This window comes from Undibacterium sp. KW1 (assembly GCF_009937955.1).
Taxonomy (GTDB): domain Bacteria; phylum Pseudomonadota; class Gammaproteobacteria; order Burkholderiales; family Burkholderiaceae_D; genus Undibacterium.
The window spans coordinates 873,323-891,335 of sequence record NZ_AP018439.1; the positions used below are offsets into that span (position 1 = coordinate 873,323).

Genomic DNA, 18,013 nt, shown 5'->3' on the forward strand with positions numbered 1-18,013 from the left:
ATGAAGATCAATATCAAATTACCTAAACCGCGTAACCCGCTGGCTGTGCTGGTCAAACAGCGCAATGCCGGTGTCCATGGCGCACTCAATCCCAAGCGTACTGAGCGCAGGCAAGAGAAGCAACGCCTGCAACGACTCAAAGGCGGGCGACTCAAGGATGAAGAGTAAGCACGGAAATTGTTTTAATCCAGGCGCTCATTTGGCAACAAATGGGCGCTTTTTTATTTCCCGGGCTTGAAATGCTTTGCTGCCAGCAGCGGGTGCTGGATAGAATTGCTGCATTAAAATAAAAACTGCGCCTGGTCGCAGACGGGGATACACCATGATGCGGCAAAACCGGTTACAAGCCATAGACCTTTTGCGTGGTCTGGTCATCGTGCTGATGGCACTTGATCATACCCGCGACTTTTTTGCGGTTACTCCCTTTGACCCGCTGGATTTGGAAAGAGGTTCTGCGGGCTGGTTCTGGACGCGCTGGATTACGCATTTATGCGCGCCCATCTTTGTGACCTTGGCTGGCATGTCAGCCTTCTTGCGGGCGCAGCAGCGTGATAAAAAAGATATGACGCGCTATCTGCTAAGCCGTGGTGCATTGCTGGTTTTGCTGGAATGCACCTGGGTCAGCTTTAGCTGGCAATTTGGTTTTAATGTGTTCATCTTGCAGGTGATCTGGGCGATTGGCATGGCGATGATGGCGCTGGGCTTGCTGATCTGGCTGCCGCGCTGGGCGATTGCCCTGATTGCTGCGGTATTGATATTGCCGCACAATTTGCTCGATGGCATGCATGCCAAAGGCAGCCATGTTTTGTTCATGGCCTGGCACCAGGGTGGTTTTTATCCCCTGACTGATAAACTGGGTATCGTCTTTGCCTACCCACTCATGCCATGGATAGGTTTGATGGCTGCCGGTTATGCATTGGGGCCAGTGATGCTGTGGGAAGCTGGCAAGCGTCAGCGTTTTCTGTTATCAGCAGCGACTATCCTACTTGTGAGTTTCTTGATTTTGCGCAGTGGCAATTATTATGGTGACCCTGATTTCTGGTCGGCACAAGGCAAGGGCTGGTTCCATGACTTCATGTCTTTCGTCAAGGTGCATAAATATCCGCCTTCCTTGTTATACCTGTGCATCACGCTCAGCATAGGCTTGGGGACGCTGGCCTTGATGGACAGGTATGTGAAAAAGCCTTTGCCATTGCTGATGCTGTTTGGCAAAACACCGATGTTCTTTTATCTGGTGCACATTGCACTGATCCATGCGCTGGGCTGGATTTATATGCAGTTGCGTTACGGCGAGATCGTTGATTTCCGCAAGCCAGAGGCGACGCCAGCGTATGAGGCTTCACTCCTGGTTTGCTATCTGGCCTGGTTGTTTGCCCTGGCTGTGATGTGGGGACTGACCAAACTGTGGCTGGCGCGCAAGCTGCAAGCAGCAGCTACATCAGGCACGGCCTAAGGCAGTACTTTTTGTTTTCTGGTCGATGGATGCAATATAAGTCCCAGTAAGCTGATGCTCGCAAAAATAGCACCGGCATAAAAAGTAAAAGCAGATCCAAATTCCTGCCACAGCAAGCCTGCGACGACGCTGGCCAGCAGCAGGCTGACGCCACTGGCGAGATTGAAAAAACCAAAGGCCGTGCCACGCAAATCTGCCGGGGCACTGGCGGCCACCATGCTGGACAATAAGCCCTGGGTCATGCCCATGTGTATGCCCCATAAGGCGATACCAGTTGCCAGCCCATACCATTGCTGGCTATAACCGAGTACTACATCCGACGCCACCAGCACCAGCAAGCCCCAGGCCAGCAACTGAGGGTGAGACACCCGGTCAGACAGTTTGCCAAAAGGATAGGCTGTTGCCGCATACACCAGGTTCATGGCGACCATGATGAGGGGTACATAAGCCACGGGTATCTGCATTTGCTGGGCGCGCAGTATCAAAAACGCTTCGCTGAAGCGTGCCAGGGTAAATATGCTGCCCAGTGCGACCACCCACCAGTAAGCCGCGCCCATGCGTCCCAGATTGTGCATGCTGACGGGGTTGCCTGGTCTCTGTGCAATTTTGTTGTCCGGCTCTTTTACGCCAACGAAGAGCAAGGCCATTGCAGCCAGACCGGGAATGACAGCCAGCCAGAATATGCGCCGGTAGTCATTCATCCATAGCAGCATCAGTGCAGTCGCCAGCAAGGGGCCAACCACGGCACCTATGGTATCGAGCGATTGTCGCAAACCGAAAGCCGCACCGCGTATTTCTGCCGGGGTGATGTCGGTGATCAGAGCGTCACGCGGTGCGCCGCGTATGCCTTTACCTATCCTGTCCATCATGCGGGCTGTCAACAGCATGCCCATGCCCTGGGCAATGGCAAACAGGGGTTTGGTGAAGGCACTCATACCATAGCCAAACACGGCCAGGGCCTTGCGCTTGCCCAGGCGGTCACTCAGTGCACCTGAAAACACCTTGACGATAAGAGTGGTTGATTCGGCGATGCCATCGATCAGGCCAACGGCAAACACGCTGATGCCCAGCGTGCCGACCATGAACATGGGCAGCAGGCTATGTATCATCTCAGAAGAAATATCCATGAGCATGCTGACAAAGCCGAGTACCCAGATACTTTTAGGCAGTGAAGGTTTGCTCATGTAGGCAGCTTCCCGTAGAGGTAATATTGGGAGTGTGCCTTAATTTGTGGATAGTGGGAATGCTGTCTTGCTTGTTACAGCGCAAACCAGCTTCGGGAAAGCCGAAGCCGGGTTAAGTAAGCTCAAACCTTATTTACCTGCATCTTGCGCAATCTTGCGCAAGGTTTCCAGCGTTGCACCAGGCGTGATCAGGTTACCGTCATAACGCAGTTCTATCAGGGCGGGCAGATTGTGCTGGCGGCTGTGTGCCAATGCTCTTTCCAGTGCGGGGGCAAATTCTGCCGTAGTGTTGACAACTTCACCACTGCCACCAAAGGCGCGGGCCAGTGCGGCAAAATCTGGATTGTGCAATTCTGTGCCAGAGACACGCGCCGGGAATTCTCTTTCCTGATGCATGCGTATCGTGCCATACATGCCGTTATTGAAGACGATGATGACCACGCCTGCCTTGTATTGCACCGCAGTTGCCAGTTCCTGGCCATTCATGAGGTATTCACCATCGCCGGCAAAGGTGATGACAGTGCGTTGTGGGTCTATGATCTTGGCAGCAATACCAGACGGTACGCTGTAGCCCATGGCACCGGATGTTGGCGCCAGTTGTGTGCGCATGCCACCATAAGGGAAGTAACGGTGCGCCCAGGTGGCGTAATTGCCTGCGCCATTGGTGATGATGGTGTCTTTGGGTGCCAGGCGTTTGATATCCTGCACCACTTGCCACAGGTTCAACGGGGCATTTTCTTTGGCAAAAATTGCCGGTTCGGTTTGCCAGGCCAGCAAGTCGGCCTTGGCTTCGTTGACTGTTGCCTTCCATTTGGTGGCGGCATCCAGGCCTTCCATCTCGGCCAGTGCTTCGGCAATTTCCTTCATGCCGCTATTGATCATGAGGTCAGCCTGATAGACACGGCCCAGTTCCAGTGCGTCACTGTGGATGTGTACCAGTTTTTGTTTTGGCACGGGTGCTTCCAGCACGCTATAACCACCGGTGGTCATTTCACCCAGGCGCGGGCCTATCGCGATAATCAGGTCGGCATCTTTGAGTCTTTGCGCCAGCTTGGGGTTGATGCCTATGCCCACATCGCCTATATAGTTCGGATGGGCATTGTCCATCAAATCCTGGAAACGGAAGGCGCAAGCCACCGGCAGGTGGTTACTGGTGGCGAATTCGCTGATGTGCTGGCAGGCTGCCTGGTCCCAGCCGCTGCCACCGAGCAACAGCACAGGGCGTTGTGACACAGCCAGCATATTGCGTAGTTGCGCCAGTTGCTGTGGCGATGCTGATGCCTGTACGGGTGTGTAGTGGCGGGTATCGGCTACTTCGGCGACCTGGGCCAGCATGTCTTCTGGCAATGCCAGCACGACCGGGCCAGGACGGCCGCTGGTGGCGACCTGGAAGGCGCGGGCGATATATTCAGGCACGCGGTCAGCGCGGTCTATCTGCGCTACCCATTTCGCCATCTGACCAAACATGCGGCGGTAATCTATCTCCTGGAAGGCTTCGCGTTCTACAAAATCATTGCCTACCTGGCCTATGAACAAGATCATCGGTGTTGAATCCTGATAAGCGGTATGCACGCCGATAGAGGCGTTGGTGGCACCCGGCCCACGCGTAACAAAACAAATACCGGGTTTGCCTGTCATCTTGCCATAGGCATCTGCCATGAAGGCTGCGCCGCCTTCCTGGCGGTTGATGATGAAGCGTATGGGGCTGTCATGCAGGGCGTCAAGCACTGGCAAATAACTTTCGCCAGGTACACCAAAGATGGTATCGACACCGTGGACTTGCAGTGCATCCACAATCAACTGGCCGCCAGAACGTGATTTCAGCATGATAGACAATGATAAAAAAGTAAAAGCAGTACGCTACCAGAAAGCCGGCTTAATTTGCATCGTAAATGAGGGTTAGGAACTGAATTATCGCTGAGTGGGGTACGAGTGAGGTACAATAGCGCCCGAAGCAGGCCAGACAATCGCTGGTTGCCTTGAGCAATCAAGGTGACGGGAGGAAGGTCCGGACTCCATAGAGCAGGGTGACGGCTAACGGCCGTACGTTGAAAGCCCGGGCGCAAGCCTTGGTATAAGACGAGGAATAGGGCCACAGAGACGAGCGTATTAAGTTACGGTGAAACGCGGTAACCTCCACCCGGAGCAATTTCAAATAGGCACGCGTTGATGTGGCTCGCGGAGCGTGCGGGTAGAAAGCTTGAGCGGCGGAGCAATTCGTCGCCTAGAGGAATGATTGTCATAGCAGATGGTAGTAATGCCTATGCCGTAACAAAATCCGGCCTATCGGCCTGCTTCAATTTATTGTTTATCTTGTATTTCCCATCGGGCAGGTATCTCGCCACCGCACAATACGCCGCAGTCTGTTCAAGATTGTCGCCATCAAGCATCATTCCTTGCAAGCAAGTCCTTGTTCTCAAAATAGCAGTGGTACACTGGTGCGATAAGTTCTACTAGTTCTACTGACGCTGTATCTACAAAATTGCAAAACGCATGGAGACTGGCGGTCTAAAGAAAGAACGCGATGTGCCCATACTGGCATTCGCCATTTGCATCTGCCTGATTGCAGTCGCAATCATAGGGCAGAGCTGGTGGTCTATAGCCCAGGATAAGGCGCTGACCATCAATGCGGCACAGGAACATAATTTCCTGGCGGTGCGCATGCTGGAAGAGCATGTCAGTGAAGTCATGCGTGGTGCCGTGCGGGTGACGACGGTGGCCAGTGAAGAAGTTCTCTCGGAAACCAGGGTATCGGCAAACGAATCCCGGCAGCTGCAACAAATCCTGGCCATGCAGAGGCAGGAATCTGAATCCATCCATGCACTCTCCGTATTTGATGCACAAGGACTATGGCTGGCGTCCAGCCAGATGGGCGCTGGCGCACCTGAAAAAGTCGAAGAGCAGCGCCATATAAAATTCTTGCTTGAACATCCCGAAGAGAGCAAGGTAGTATTGGGCGACGCTTATCAGTTGCCGCAGAGCGGTCAGTGGATTCTGCCTCTTATTAAGAACTTCTTTGACAAGAGCGGCAAACGTGCGGGTTTGATACAGGCTGACATCCAGCTACGCTATCTCTATGATTTTTATGAGCGCATTGCCCTGGGCAGTGGCGCCAGCATTGTCCTCTACGATGAATCGGGCAGGAAGCTGGCCGCCGCCGGACTCAAAGACCGTGATTACTCCAGGCCGGCGCTGAAGAATTTTATCCGCGACAAGTCGTCAGAAGGTGCCTTGCGGGATGTTGATGAAGAAGGCAAGGCCTGGCTCATCAGTTATAGAAAGATCAGCGATCTTCCTTTGATACTGGTGTATGCGCGCGAAAGCAGCGTCATCCTGACTGACTGGAATGCCAGAGTCACACAAAAGATCATGGTAACAGCGGTGACGGCGGGTTTCATTTTTCTGCTGGCATCGCTGTTGCTGTGGCAGATACGCCATTTGCGCGACTCCAGAAACCGTCTGGAGGCTAGTGAGAGCCGTTATCGGTTGATTTATCAGGGCGCACAGGATGCCATCCTGCTCATCAGCCGTGACTATATCTATGTTGATTGCAATCCGGCTGCCGTTGCCTTCTTTGGCGTCAATACTCCAGAAGAAGTGATAGGGCGCAAGGTTGGCAGTTTTTCACCCAGCGTCCAGTCCGTGGCCGGGTATGCGACCCAGGATAAGGATGTGCTGGTCGCCACTCTGATAGACCAGGCTTTTAAAGGCGAGTCGCAGCGCTTTGAGTGGGTGACCGTCAGAAATGATCAGATACAGCACACAGAAATTTCATTGAGCAGGGTTGAGGTTGATGGCGAAATGCTCTTGTTTTGCGTGGAACGCGATATCAATGCGCGCAAATACAGCGAGTTATTGATCGCCGGACAAAACCGTCTGCTGAAACTGATAGGCGGCGAAGAAGAGCTGACGTCGATACTCGAAGCAGTCAGCCAGTTTGTTGAAAAACTCTGCCCTCACTGGCGCTGCGGCATACAACTGCTGGCTGACGACAGGCGTAGTTTTGCCCATGCGACCGGCAGCCGTTTTCCAGAAGTCTTGCTGGCACAGATACCTGGCATGAGTTTGAGTCATGGCAGCGGTATCTGGTCTGAAAGTGCATTGACCATGGAGCCAGTCTGGCTGCGTGAGTTTTTGCAGGCACCTGCGATGCAGTTCGTGAACGACGTGGAAACCCTGGCCGAATTTTCTTCTTGTGCAGCCTGGCCCATCTTTGGCAAGAATGGTCAGTTGCTCGGCAGTTTCAGCCTGTTCTCGTATAGCCGTGAACCCCTGAGTGAAAAAGACCTGGGCCTGGTCAGGGTGACGGTGGATATTGCCGGTATTGCCATAGAAGGCCGCCGTTCAGAAAAGAAAATCATGCAGCTCGCCCATTATGATGAGCTGACGGGTTTGCCCAATCGCTTCCTGTACAACCAGCATCTGGCGCGTTCACTGGCGATTGCCGAGCGTAACCGCAGCCAGTTGGCCGTGCTATTCCTCGATCTTGACCGTTTTAAGAATATCAACGACACCTTTGGTCATGATGAGGGGGACAATGTCTTGCGTACCATCGCGCACAGCTTCCGGCAATGCCTGCGTGAATCTGACATTATTGCTCGTATAGGCGGGGACGAATTCATCCTCCTGATCGACCAGTTCAATGAGGCGCGCGACCTTGGTGATGTGGCTGACAAGCTCTTGTATGCTGCTGCCCAGCCTTTCGAGATAGATGGACAGGAATGCCAGCTCAGCGCCAGCATAGGCATAGCCACCTTTCCTGCTGACGGCAGAGATGCCCAGACCCTGCTCAAAAATGCCGACATTGCCATGTACAAGGCAAAAAACAAGGGCAAGGATAATTACCAGTTCTATGCTTCGGAAATGAATACCCATACCGTGGAGAGGCTGGCCTTTGAGGCACGCCTGCGCAAGGCGCTGGAAAGGCGTGAGTTTGTCGTGCATTACCAGCCCAAACTCGATGTCAAAACCGAGCGCATCGTCGGTGCCGAGGCACTGGTACGCTGGAACCATCCGGAACGTGGGGTATTGTCTCCTGTCGAATTCATCGGCCTGGCGGAAGAAGCTGGCCTGATCTCCCGCCTGGGTATGCTGGTACTCGACATTGCCTGCCGCGATATTTTAAGTTTCCGCAATGTAGATAAGGATTTTGGCCGGGTAGCCATCAACTTGTCTGGCGCACAGTTCAACGATGCCCACATGCTGGAAGAAGTCAAAAGCGTGGTCGATTTCTGGCGCGTGCCTTCCAACTCCATTGAGTTTGAGATTACAGAAAGCATGGTCATGCATAACCGTGAGCAGGCCATCCTGCTCATGGATGGCCTCAAAGAAGCCGGGTTTACCCTTTCCATAGACGATTTTGGTACGGGTTACTCGTCCCTCGCTTACCTCAAACGCTTCCCTGTCGACAGCGTCAAGGTAGACCGTTCCTTCATCAAGGACATCCCTGACGACCCGAATGACACCGCCATTGTGCTGGCCATCGTCGCCATGGCCCATACCCTGGGCATCAAGGTCATTGCTGAGGGCGTAGATTCAGCCATACAGCTGGAAACCTTGCGTGATTGCAAATGTGATGAATTCCAGGGTTTCTATTTCAGCAAAGCCGTGCCTGACAAGGAATTTTTGCAATTATTGCAGCGTCAAAGAAGGGAAACTTAATAACTATACATCGTCAGCCTGCTCACCGGGCATGCAGTGCTGGATTAGCTCACTAATTCAACTGCTTTTGGCGTGAAAACCTGCGCATGCAGGCCAGTTTTCAGCGATAATCTGCCCCCTTGATCATCATCCTAAGCCCAGCAAAGTTTATTAATTGTCACTTCAGCGGCTAAAAAGCGGCGATCTCCTCTTTCCTGCAGGCATTTTCCCAAAGTAGCTCATCCCAAAACGCAACAGTCTGGGATAAACACATGGTTATATGTAAGGAGCTACTTTCACTATGTAGTGTAAGTACCTAATTTATCAGGATAAATTCCGCAGATTCCTCAGGGCTTCACCTCAACTGTTGGCGCTAAGTCATTGACTTCATTAGAAATTTTCCCAATTTACCCCGCAAATACGCTTGACCACGCTCAAGTCATCCTCTAAAGTGGGCAATAGTGTGAAAAAGTGTAATTTTGTGGCATAGAATTCCTAATTTCGCTTACATTCCATCCGTGGCCAGATAGACAGATTTTCAGGAAAAAAGGTAATAGCGTGTTTCAGGGGGCGTCCTCACTCAATCTCGATGCAAAAGGCAGGATGTCTATCCCCGCCCGGCACCGTGACGCGCTCAATGTTCAATGCGAAGGCCGGATTACCCTGACCCGCCACCCGGATGGTTGTCTCCTGCTCTTCCCGCGTCCCACCTGGGAGTCCCACCGTGAACAAATCGCTGCCTGGCCCATACAAGCACGCGACTGGAAACGTATTTTTCTTGGCAATGCCTTTGATGTTGATATGGATGGCGCTGGCCGCATCCTGGTTGCGCCTGAACTGCGCAATGCTGTTGGCATGCAGCGCGATGTCATGCTGCTCGGCATGGGCAGCCATTTTGAGATTTGGGATGCTGCCAAGCTGGCAGAAAACGAGGCAAAAGCCATCGCTGGCGGCGCTCCTGATGTATTAAACAGTTTTTCTTTCTGATCGCGGGCAATGAGTATTCAGCAAGCGGCAGATTTTACGCACCAGACAGTGCTGTTGCATGAGGCTGTAGATGCCCTCGGCATCGCAGGCGAACGTGCCAGCGGGATTTATATCGATGGCACCTTTGGCCGTGGTGGGCATAGCCGCCTGCTCTTGTCGCAACTGGGCAGCAATGGCCGCCTGATTGCTTTTGACAAAGATACCCAGGCGATTGCCAGTGCAAAAGAAATTCAGGATTCGCGTTTTCATATCGTGCATGACAGTTTTGCAAGCATTGCTGAAGCCTTGCCTGAGCTTGGTGTCAGCAAGGTCGATGGCATCCTGATGGATTTGGGCATCTCATCGCCGCAAGTGGATGATGCCAGCCGGGGTTTCAGCTTCCGGTCGGATGGTCCGCTCGACATGCGCATGGATACCACGCGTGGCATTTCTGCAGCCGAATGGCTGGCAACTGCCGAAGAAGAACAAATTACGGAGGTTATAAAAAATTATGGGGAAGAACGGTTTGCTTTTCAGATTGCAAAGGCGATTGTTGCTCGCAGGAAGACAGACGCCATTCGTGGAACACGACAGCTCGCAGAAATCGTCGCACACGCCGTCAAAACTCGCGAGAAGGGTAAAGACCCGGCAACTCGCACCTTTCAGGCTATACGGATTTTCATCAATCAGGAGCTTGAAGATCTCGAAATAGGTCTGGCGGCAGCTTATCAGGCATTGGCTCCTTACGGGCGCATGTCGGTCATCAGTTTCCATTCACTCGAAGACCGTATCGTGAAGCAGTTCTTTGCTTCCAAGGTCAAGGTGGAGCAGCCTGACCGCCGTTTGCCCATACGCCATATCGATTTGCCGCGACCGCAGATGCGCCTGTTGAACCGTATCAAGCCTTCCGAGGCTGAGGTCAGTGCCAATCCGCGTTCGCGTTCAGCAATTTTGCGGGTAGCAGAGCGTCTGCCAGAGGTGGCTGCATGAGTACCCGCTGGAATATTATCCTGGCCGCGGCATTGATTGCCTGTGCCCTGTCATTGATTAATGCGCAGTATCAGGCACGTCGCCTGTTTATAGAGCTGGAGCGGGAGCAAAGTTTAAGCAAACAATACGAATTGCAATGGACGCAACTGAAACTCGATCAATCCACCTACGGCAAGCATGCGCGCATAGAAGCAACGGCAGCGCGTGAATTGAACATGGTTGCTGTGACCCCTGAACGCACGCAGTACCTCAAAGCAGTGGAGGCAAAATGAGCAGATCAGCAAGTACATCCCGTACCGCCGCTGCACGCGGCGTTGCCTTTTCTTCCAGCCCTTTACTGGATGTGAAGCTGCCTGCCTGGCGTTCACGCTTCATCCTGTTTTTATTGTTTGCAGCTTTTATCGCCCTGATCGCCAAAGCACTGTATCTGCAAGGATTTACCAAGGACTTTTTGCAGAAGGAAGGGGCCAATCGTTATGCCCGCACGCTGGAATTGCCCGCGACCCGCGGCAAGATCACTGACCGCAATGGCCAGGTGCTGGCTTCCTCCGTGCCTGTCAAAGCCATCTGGGCGATTCCTGACGATGTGCTGGTAGCGCCCAAGGAAAAATTGCAGCAACTGGCCAAATTGCTCGACATGACTGAAGCAGAATTGCGCAAGAAGCTCGATTCTGACCGTCAGTTTGTCTATCTGAAACGTCAGGTAGAACCTGCCATATCAGACCAGATAGTGGCTCTGGCCATACCCGGCATAGAAACCCGCAAAGAATACAAACGCTTTTATCCAGAAGGCGAAGTCATGGCCCATGTGGTTGGCTTCACCAATGTGGAAGATATAGGACAAGAAGGTATAGAGCTGGCATCGGAAAAAAACCTGGCAGGTAAGACCGGGAGTCGCCGTGTCATCAAAGACAGACTGGGCCATATCGTTGAAGACATACAAGCCGTGCGCGAACCGCATGATGGCAAGGATCTGACGCTGTCCATCGACAGCAAGATTCAATACATTGCGTTTACGCATTTGAAAGAAGCACTGGAAAAACACAAGGCCAAGGCTGGCGGTGCGGTAGTGCTTGATGTACAAACCGGCGAAGTGCTGGCACTGGTGAACTTGCCTACTTATAACCCGAATGATCGTTCTGCGCTGACTGGTGCGCAATTACGCAACCGTGTCATGACCGATACTTTTGAGCCAGGTTCGACCATGAAGCCTGTGACCGTCGCCCTGGCGCTGGAAACCGGCCGGGTCACGCCAGATACCGTATTTCAGACGGCACCTGGTGTCATGGCTATCGGCCCTGCACTGATACACGATGCGCATAAACAGGGCTCTCTCACAGTTGCGCAAGTCATACAAAAATCTTCGAATATAGGCACGGCGAAAATGGCCTTGCAAATGCGGCCGCAAGAGATGTGGGAAATGTTCACTACCCTGGGCTTTGGCCAGCAACCCAAATTCGGTTTCCCAGGTGCAGTTGCCGGGCGTTTGCGTAATTACAAAAACTGGCGTCCTATTGAGCAAGCCACCATGAGCTATGGCCATGGTATTTCGGTATCGCTGATACAGATGGCACGTTCCTATATGATTTTTGCCAGGAATGGCGACATGATCCCGCTGACTTTCCAAAAGTCTGATGAAATGCCGCATGGTTCACGCGTGATTTCTGAAAAAACGTCAAAACAAGTACGTCAGATGATGGAAACGGTGACCGAGCCTGGTGGTACTGCTCCACAAGCGCGTATTGCTGGTTACCGTGTCGCAGGCAAAACAGGTACTGCCCACAAGCTTGAGGGTGGCCGTTACGTGAATAAATATCTGCTTGATTTCATTGGTTTTGCGCCCGTTTCAAATCCGCGTGTGATTGTTGCGGTAATGGTAGATGAACCAACTGCTGGCGGGCACTTTGCGGGCCCTGTCGCCGCACCGGTGTTTGCAGCGATTATGTCGAATGTCTTGCGTTCACTGAATGTGCAGCCAGACTCTTCCGTCACCAGCATTATTCCTGAAGAAGGTGTGCAGGAAAGCATGTAATGACACAGAAAAATACAATGATAATAGCAATACTGGACTGGCTGAAGCAGCATGCGCCGAATGCGCAATTGCGTTCAGATTCCCGCTCCATACAAACAGGGGATGTCTTCTTCGCCTTGCGCACCCCTCTTACGGATGGCCGTGCGCATATTGCCCATGCAATTGCCAATGGCGCAGTTGCAGTGGTGTATGAAGCAAATGAATTTAGCTGGGATGATGCTGTCAATGCTCCTGGTGCACTCAAAGTCCCGCATCTACCGGTAGATAACTTGCAAGACGTAGTTGGTCATGTCGCCCATGCCTGGTATGGTGAGCCAGATAAAGACTGGTTCAATGTGGCCGTTACCGGCACCAATGGCAAGACTTCATGCACACAATGGATAGCCAAGGCGCTTTCACTGAGCGGCACACCTGCGGCTGTCATCGGCACGCTGGGCATAGGCCAGTATCGCAATGGCATACTGGGGCAACTGGCAGAGACTGGTTACACCACGCCCGACGCCATAGGCTTGCAGCAAAAACTGTCCGACTTGCAGCGCGATGGCGCACAGGCACTGGCGATAGAAGCTTCTTCCATAGGCCTGGACCAGGGCCGTTTGAACGGTCTGCATTTTGATGTGGCCGTGCTGACGAATCTGACGCGTGATCATCTTGATTACCATGGCGACATGCAGAGCTACACCGCCGCCAAAACAAAGCTGTTTGACTGGCAAGGTCTGGGTAGCGCTGTCATCAACCTGGATGATGCCTATGGCCTGGAACTGGTCAAACATCTGCAAGCCAGTCAGCCAGCTACCAAGCTGCTGGGCTACAGTCTTGAAAAGGAACTCGTATCGGGCATAGATGCCCTGGTCGCCAGCAATCTGAAAACCAGCCATGCAGGCACGAGCTTCCATCTCGAATCTCCATTTGGCGTGGCGCAGATCAAGACCCAGCTCATAGGCAAATTCAATGTCAGCAATATCCTGGCGGTACTCGCCGTGTTGCTGAGCAAGGGCATCGCTCTGAACAAGGCCGTGGGCATCATAGAAAAACTGACACCGGTCCCTGGCCGCATGCAATTGCTGGGTACTGCCGGTCATGTCATGGTCGTTATTGATTATGCGCACACGCCAGATGCGCTCGAAAAAACCCTGGAAGCCTTGCAGCAAGTGGCGCAAGAAAGAGCAGGGGCTTTGTGGTGCGTGTTTGGTTGCGGCGGTGACCGTGATCCTGGCAAGCGCCCGCAAATGGGCAAGATTGCTGAGCTGGCGCAACATGTTGTTGTCACCAGTGACAATCCGCGCAGTGAAAATCCATCGCAGATCATAGAAGACATTCTCAAAGGCATGACGGGCACGCCGCAAGTAATCGAAGACCGCGCCAATGCAATCCTGTATGCGATCAAGCATGCAGATCATCATGATGTAGTTTTGCTGGCTGGCAAAGGCCATGAAACCTATCAGGATATTAATGGCAAGAAATGGCCATTCTCCGATGAAGAGCATGCCGCACTCTCACTTGCTACTGTCGCAACCAGCGGTAATACGAAGAGGGGAAGCTGATGGAATTCACTCTTCAGGAATTACAGGCTGCCATGCCTGCGGCGAAACTGGCTGGTGATGCCGGTGTCGTCACCCGCATCACTGGTCTGACCACTGACAGCCGCAAAGTTGGCGTTGGCGATCTGTTCGTTGCCCTGCGCGGTGAAAACTTTGATGCCCATGATTTCTTGCCGCAAGTCGCGGCCGCCGGTGCAGCAGCAGTGATCGCTGAACGCCTGCCTGCAGATTTCAGCCTGCCAGCCTTGCAGGTGGCAGACAGCAAACTGGCGCTGGTAAAAGTAGGGCGCTTCTGGCGTCAGAAGTTTGAGCTGCCCGTCATTGGTGTGACTGGCAGCAACGGCAAGACCACCGTCAAGGAAATGATTTCTTCTATCCTGGCAGCAGCCTTTGGTGCAGATGGCCGTCTGGCGACTGCAGGTAATTTGAACAATGAAATCGGCGTGCCCCTGACCATCATGCAATTGCATGCCGGACATAAGGCCGCCGTCATAGAAATGGGCATGAACCATCCTGGCGAAATCGCCTTGCTGGCTTCTGCCGCGATGCCTACCGTGGCACTGGTCAACAATGCACAGCGCGAACATCAGGAATTCATGCAAAACGTGGAAGCAGTGGCGCGCGAAAATGGTGTGGCGATACAGTGCCTGCCAGATGATGGCGTGGCTGTATTCCCTGCTAACGATACTTATACCGCTTTATGGCAATCCTTTGCGTCTGAACGCGGTCAGCGTAAAACCCTGACTTTTGGTCTGACACCTGATGCTGATGTGCATGCGACTTACCTGCCCAGCGTGTTTGGTAGTGACCTGCAAATCAAGCTGGCTGGCCAGGTCCTGTCAGTGCGCCTGAACGCAGCAGGCCAGCACAATGTCTTGAATGCACTCGCCGCTGCAGCTTGCTGCCATGCGACCGGCGTCAGCAAAGAAGCCATTGTTGCCGGCCTGGAGAATTTCGCTCCCGTGAATGGTCGCCTGCAACGCAAGCAAGCACATTGCGGCGCAACCGTGATTGATGACAGTTATAACGCCAACCCTGATTCAGTACGTGCTGCGATCGATGTGCTGGCACAAATCGGTGGTGATACTGCGCTGGTACTCGGTGACATGGGCGAGGTTGGTGAAAACGGCGCGCAATTCCATCATGAAATTGGCGAGTATGCGCAGCAGCGTGGCGTCAAAAAACTGTTCTTGCTGGGTGAACTGGTTGCCCATGCAGCACAGGGCTATGGTGCGGGTGCCCAGCATTTTGCCAGCGTAGAAAACCTGTGCCAGAACCTTGATGCACAAACTGCGGTTGACACGATAGTGCTGGTCAAAGGCTCGCGTTTCATGAAGATGGAAAGAGTCGTTGCGCATCTTTTGGCAGCAGACGATAAAGAAAAAAATACATTACAACAAAAAATAATAGGGAATCACTAGTATGTTGCTCTGGTTGGCTGAAATGTTAAAGCAGGATATAGGCTGGCTGCGCGTCTTTGGGTTTATTACCTTCCGCGCAGTTTTTGCCACGATGACGGCCATCTCCATCGGTATTTTTGCTGGTCCAGCGGTTATCCGCATGCTGACCAGGCTCAAGGTAGGCCAGGCTGTGCGCAGCTATGGTATGGAAACACATTTGGTTAAATCCGGTACGCCTACCATGGGGGGCGTACTGGTCTTGATTTCGATTGGCATCTCCACTTTATTGTGGGGTGATTTGAGCAACCGTTTTATCTGGGTAGTCATGATAGTCACCCTCGGTTATGGTGCAGTAGGTTGGGTTGATGATTACCGCAAGGTGGTTTACAAAGACCCTGAAGGCATGCGCTCCAGGGAAAAATATTTCTGGCAATCGCTGATAGGTTTGATCGCTGCTTTTTATCTGGCGTTTTCAGTCTCTGCACCAAGCAATTCAAAAGTGCTGGAATTGTTTATCGCCTGGGTACAGTCCGGTTTCAATATGGATTTGCCGCCCAAGGCAGATTTGATCGTGCCTTTCTTTAAAACTGTCAGCTATCCCCTCGGCGTCTGGGGTTTTATCGCATTGACTTACTGCGTCATCGTCGGTACCAGCAATGCCGTGAATTTTACTGATGGACTGGATGGTCTGGCCATCATGCCTACCATCATGGTCGGTTCTGCCCTGGGTCTGTTTGCTTACCTGACGGGTAATGTCGGTTATGCCAAATATCTGTTGATACCGCATATACCAGGCGCTGGTGAATTGCTGATTTTCTGTGGTGCGATGGCCGGGGCTGGTCTGGCTTTTCTCTGGTTCAATGCTCACCCCGCACAAGTATTCATGGGTGACGTCGGTGCACTCGCTTTAGGTGGCGCACTGGGTACGGTGGCAGTCATCGTCAGGCAAGAAATTGTGCTGTTCATCATGGGTGGCATTTTTGTGGCGGAGACTTTGTCCGTCATGCTGCAAGTCAGTTATTTCAAATACACCAAAAGAAAATATGGCGAAGGTCGCCGTCTGTTGTTGATGGCACCTCTGCATCACCATTTTGAGAAAAAAGGCTGGAAAGAAACCCAGGTTGTCGTGCGTTTCTGGATCATCACCATGTTGCTGGTGCTGATAGGTTTGTCTTCACTGAAGTTACGTTAAATAAGTTACGTTAAAAGATAGATATAGAGTTTATGGATTTTTCAGGTAAACATGTACTGGTTCTGGGCCTGGGTGAAACCGGGCTGGCGATGGCGCAATGGCTGTTACGCGCCGGTGCGCGCCTGCGTGTTGCCGATACACGTGAAGTACCGGACAGGTTGCCGCAATTGCAGGCATTGTCAGATCAGGTGGAATTTATTGGCGGTGCTTTCACCCCAGCCTTGCTCGATGATGTTGAGTTGATGGCAGTCAGCCCCGGTTTGTCACCTCTGCGTGAATTGCAGGAATTGTTGCCTGCTGCGGCTGAAAAAAATATCCCGGTCTGGGGCGAGATAGAGTTGTTTGCCCAGGCTCTGCTAGCTTTGAAGGCTGAGCGCGAATACCAGCCTAAAGTCATCGCCATCACTGGCACCAATGGCAAAACCACGGTCACCAGCCTGGTTGGTTTGCTGGTAGAACGCGCCGGTTTGACAGTTAAAGTTGCAGGCAATATCAGCCCGGCTGTACTTGATGTGCTGCGTGAATGTCTGGAGCAAGACAGCCTGCCTCAAGTCTGGGTGCTGGAATTGTCCAGCTTCCAGTTGCATACCACACATAGCCTGCAAGCTGATGTGGCAACGGTCTTGAATATCACCCAGGACCATCTGGACTGGCATGGCAGCCTGCAAGCGTATTGCGCTGACAAGGCAAAGATTTTTGGCGAACAGACTTTGCAGGTTTTGAACCGTGATGATGCACTTGTCATGTCCATGGCCAAGCCGCATGGCAATGCAGTCAGCTTTGGTGTCGATGCACCCAAACACCTGGCGGACATGGGTTTGCTGAATGAGCATGGCATGGGCTGGCTGGCGGTAGCAAATCCGGCAGAAGACGCACCTGTTGTCACAAATAGCCGCCGCAAGAAAAAAGAAGTCGAAGAAATGCCTGTCATCGTCAGCCGCCTGATGCCGACAGATGCTTTGCAAATCCGTGGTCAGCATAATGCCGCGAATGCTCTGGCTGCCCTGGCTTTGTGCCGTGGTATAGGTTTGTCATTTGCACCTTTACTGCATGGCTTGCGTGATTACAAAGGTGAGCCGCACAGGGTAGAGCAGGTTGCCAGTATAGCGGGTGTCGACTATATCGATGACAGCAAAGGCACCAATGTCGGTGCCACAGTCGCGGCCTTGAAGGGACTGGGTCAGCAATCCGATGCATTACACAAGCGGATTATTTTGATTGCTGGCGGCGAAGGCAAGGGGCAGGATTTTTCTCCTCTGGCTGATCCGGTCGAGCGCTATACCAAGGCGGTTATCCTGCTAGGTAAAGCCAAAGAAGAATTGCAGCAGGCTCTGGCAGTGACTGCTGTGCCGCTGCACGATGTCGCCACATTGGAAATGGCAGTGCAGGCCGCTGCTGAACTGGCTGCAGATGGCGACATCGTTTTGCTTTCACCGGCTTGCGCCAGCCTGGACATGTTCCGTAATTATGCCCACCGCGCCCAGGTGTTTGTGGACGCTGTGCGTGAAGTCGCTTTGGCACGCGGGGAGGTTTGCTGATGCGTCAGCTCTTGCTCCCATTGCAAAGATGGTCCCCGTTTGGCGCACCGCCAGCGAGTACCAATCTGGTTAGCCGG

Annotated in this window: 13 protein-coding genes and 1 other RNA gene; 12 read left to right on the plus strand and 2 right to left on the minus strand. The window is 52.8% G+C overall.

Going from position 1 to position 18,013, the window contains the following annotated elements; translation table 11 throughout:
• Both UNDKW_RS29995 and UNDKW_RS03950 read left to right on the plus strand, forming a co-directional pair.
• Complete coding sequence (locus UNDKW_RS29995; RefSeq protein WP_174247565.1) at nucleotides 1-168, plus strand: hypothetical protein; 168 nt, start codon at nucleotides 1-3, stop codon at nucleotides 166-168.
• 154 nt (nucleotides 169-322) lie between these two features.
• Nucleotides 323-1,453, plus strand: coding sequence for a DUF1624 domain-containing protein (locus UNDKW_RS03950; RefSeq protein ID WP_162057672.1), 1,131 nt, complete (start codon nucleotides 323-325; stop codon nucleotides 1,451-1,453).
• On the opposite strand, the gene UNDKW_RS03955 is transcribed toward UNDKW_RS03950, so the two are convergent.
• The gene (locus tag UNDKW_RS03955) at nucleotides 1,450-2,637 is read right to left on the minus strand and encodes an MFS transporter (protein ID WP_162057673.1); all 1,188 of its coding nucleotides are present in this window, start codon (nucleotides 2,635-2,637) and stop codon (nucleotides 1,450-1,452) included. The two genes, UNDKW_RS03950 and UNDKW_RS03955, sit on opposite strands and share 4 nt — an antisense overlap.
• 129 nt (nucleotides 2,638-2,766) lie before the next feature.
• The gene (locus UNDKW_RS03960) at nucleotides 2,767-4,464 is read right to left on the minus strand and encodes a thiamine pyrophosphate-binding protein (protein ID WP_162057674.1); all 1,698 of its coding nucleotides are present in this window, start codon (nucleotides 4,462-4,464) and stop codon (nucleotides 2,767-2,769) included.
• 124 nt (nucleotides 4,465-4,588) lie between these two features.
• Here UNDKW_RS03960 and rnpB point away from each other — a divergent pair.
• From rnpB to murD, 10 genes are all read left to right on the plus strand, one after another.
• Nucleotides 4,589-4,939: RNase P RNA component class A (rnpB, locus tag UNDKW_RS03965), an RNA gene on the plus strand.
• 191 nt (nucleotides 4,940-5,130) lie between these two features.
• The gene (locus UNDKW_RS03970) at nucleotides 5,131-8,298 is read left to right on the plus strand and encodes an EAL domain-containing protein (protein ID WP_162057675.1); all 3,168 of its coding nucleotides are present in this window, start codon (nucleotides 5,131-5,133) and stop codon (nucleotides 8,296-8,298) included.
• A gap of 537 nt (nucleotides 8,299-8,835) precedes the next feature.
• Nucleotides 8,836-9,264: a division/cell wall cluster transcriptional repressor MraZ gene (mraZ, locus tag UNDKW_RS03975; RefSeq protein ID WP_162057676.1), complete on the plus strand. Its 429-nt coding sequence runs from the start codon at nucleotides 8,836-8,838 to the stop codon at nucleotides 9,262-9,264.
• A gap of 9 nt (nucleotides 9,265-9,273) precedes the next feature.
• Nucleotides 9,274-10,233 (plus strand): 16S rRNA (cytosine(1402)-N(4))-methyltransferase RsmH, encoded by a 960-nt coding sequence (gene rsmH / locus UNDKW_RS03980; protein WP_162057677.1) that lies wholly within the window; start codon nucleotides 9,274-9,276, stop codon nucleotides 10,231-10,233.
• Nucleotides 10,230-10,505, plus strand: a complete 276-nt coding sequence (gene ftsL, locus UNDKW_RS03985; RefSeq protein WP_162039859.1) for a cell division protein FtsL — start codon at nucleotides 10,230-10,232, stop codon at nucleotides 10,503-10,505. Before rsmH ends, ftsL begins: the two co-directional genes overlap by 4 nt.
• Nucleotides 10,502-12,265, plus strand: coding sequence for a penicillin-binding protein 2 (locus UNDKW_RS03990; RefSeq protein WP_162057678.1), 1,764 nt, complete (start codon nucleotides 10,502-10,504; stop codon nucleotides 12,263-12,265). Before ftsL ends, UNDKW_RS03990 begins: the two co-directional genes overlap by 4 nt.
• Before the next feature lie 17 nt (nucleotides 12,266-12,282).
• Nucleotides 12,283-13,809: a UDP-N-acetylmuramoyl-L-alanyl-D-glutamate--2,6-diaminopimelate ligase gene (locus UNDKW_RS03995; protein ID WP_232063228.1), complete on the plus strand. Its 1,527-nt coding sequence runs from the start codon at nucleotides 12,283-12,285 to the stop codon at nucleotides 13,807-13,809.
• Nucleotides 13,809-15,227, plus strand: a complete 1,419-nt coding sequence (murF, locus tag UNDKW_RS04000) for a UDP-N-acetylmuramoyl-tripeptide--D-alanyl-D-alanine ligase (protein WP_162057680.1) — start codon at nucleotides 13,809-13,811, stop codon at nucleotides 15,225-15,227. Before UNDKW_RS03995 ends, murF begins: the two co-directional genes overlap by 1 nt.
• A 1-nt stretch (nucleotide 15,228) precedes the next feature.
• Nucleotides 15,229-16,398: a phospho-N-acetylmuramoyl-pentapeptide-transferase gene (mraY, locus tag UNDKW_RS04005; RefSeq protein WP_162039863.1), complete on the plus strand. Its 1,170-nt coding sequence runs from the start codon at nucleotides 15,229-15,231 to the stop codon at nucleotides 16,396-16,398.
• Nucleotides 16,399-16,430: 32 nt separating this feature from the next.
• Nucleotides 16,431-17,936, plus strand: coding sequence for a UDP-N-acetylmuramoyl-L-alanine--D-glutamate ligase (murD, locus tag UNDKW_RS04010; RefSeq protein WP_162057681.1), 1,506 nt, complete (start codon nucleotides 16,431-16,433; stop codon nucleotides 17,934-17,936).
• Nucleotides 17,937-18,013 lie beyond the last annotated feature (77 nt).

Bases quoted from the DNA above. Each gene is read 5' to 3' on its own strand.
- UNDKW_RS29995 (WP_174247565.1), top strand. From the start codon at position 1: ATGAAGATCAATATCAAATTACCTAAACCGCGTAACCCGCTGGCTGTG.
- UNDKW_RS03950 (WP_162057672.1), top strand. From the start codon at position 323: ATGATGCGGCAAAACCGGTTACAAGCCATAGACCTTTTGCGTGGTCTG.
- UNDKW_RS03955 (WP_162057673.1), bottom strand. From the start codon at position 2,637: ATGAGCAAACCTTCACTGCCTAAAAGTATCTGGGTACTCGGCTTTGTC.
- UNDKW_RS03960 (WP_162057674.1), bottom strand. From the start codon at position 4,464: ATGCTGAAATCACGTTCTGGCGGCCAGTTGATTGTGGATGCACTGCAA.
- UNDKW_RS03970 (WP_162057675.1), top strand. From the start codon at position 5,131: ATGGAGACTGGCGGTCTAAAGAAAGAACGCGATGTGCCCATACTGGCA.
- rsmH (WP_162057677.1), top strand. From the start codon at position 9,274: ATGAGTATTCAGCAAGCGGCAGATTTTACGCACCAGACAGTGCTGTTG.
- ftsL (WP_162039859.1), top strand. From the start codon at position 10,230: ATGAGTACCCGCTGGAATATTATCCTGGCCGCGGCATTGATTGCCTGT.
- UNDKW_RS03990 (WP_162057678.1), top strand. From the start codon at position 10,502: ATGAGCAGATCAGCAAGTACATCCCGTACCGCCGCTGCACGCGGCGTT.
- UNDKW_RS03995 (WP_232063228.1), top strand. From the start codon at position 12,283: ATGATAATAGCAATACTGGACTGGCTGAAGCAGCATGCGCCGAATGCG.
- murF (WP_162057680.1), top strand. From the start codon at position 13,809: ATGGAATTCACTCTTCAGGAATTACAGGCTGCCATGCCTGCGGCGAAA.
- mraY (WP_162039863.1), top strand. From the start codon at position 15,229: ATGTTGCTCTGGTTGGCTGAAATGTTAAAGCAGGATATAGGCTGGCTG.
- murD (WP_162057681.1), top strand. From the start codon at position 16,431: ATGGATTTTTCAGGTAAACATGTACTGGTTCTGGGCCTGGGTGAAACC.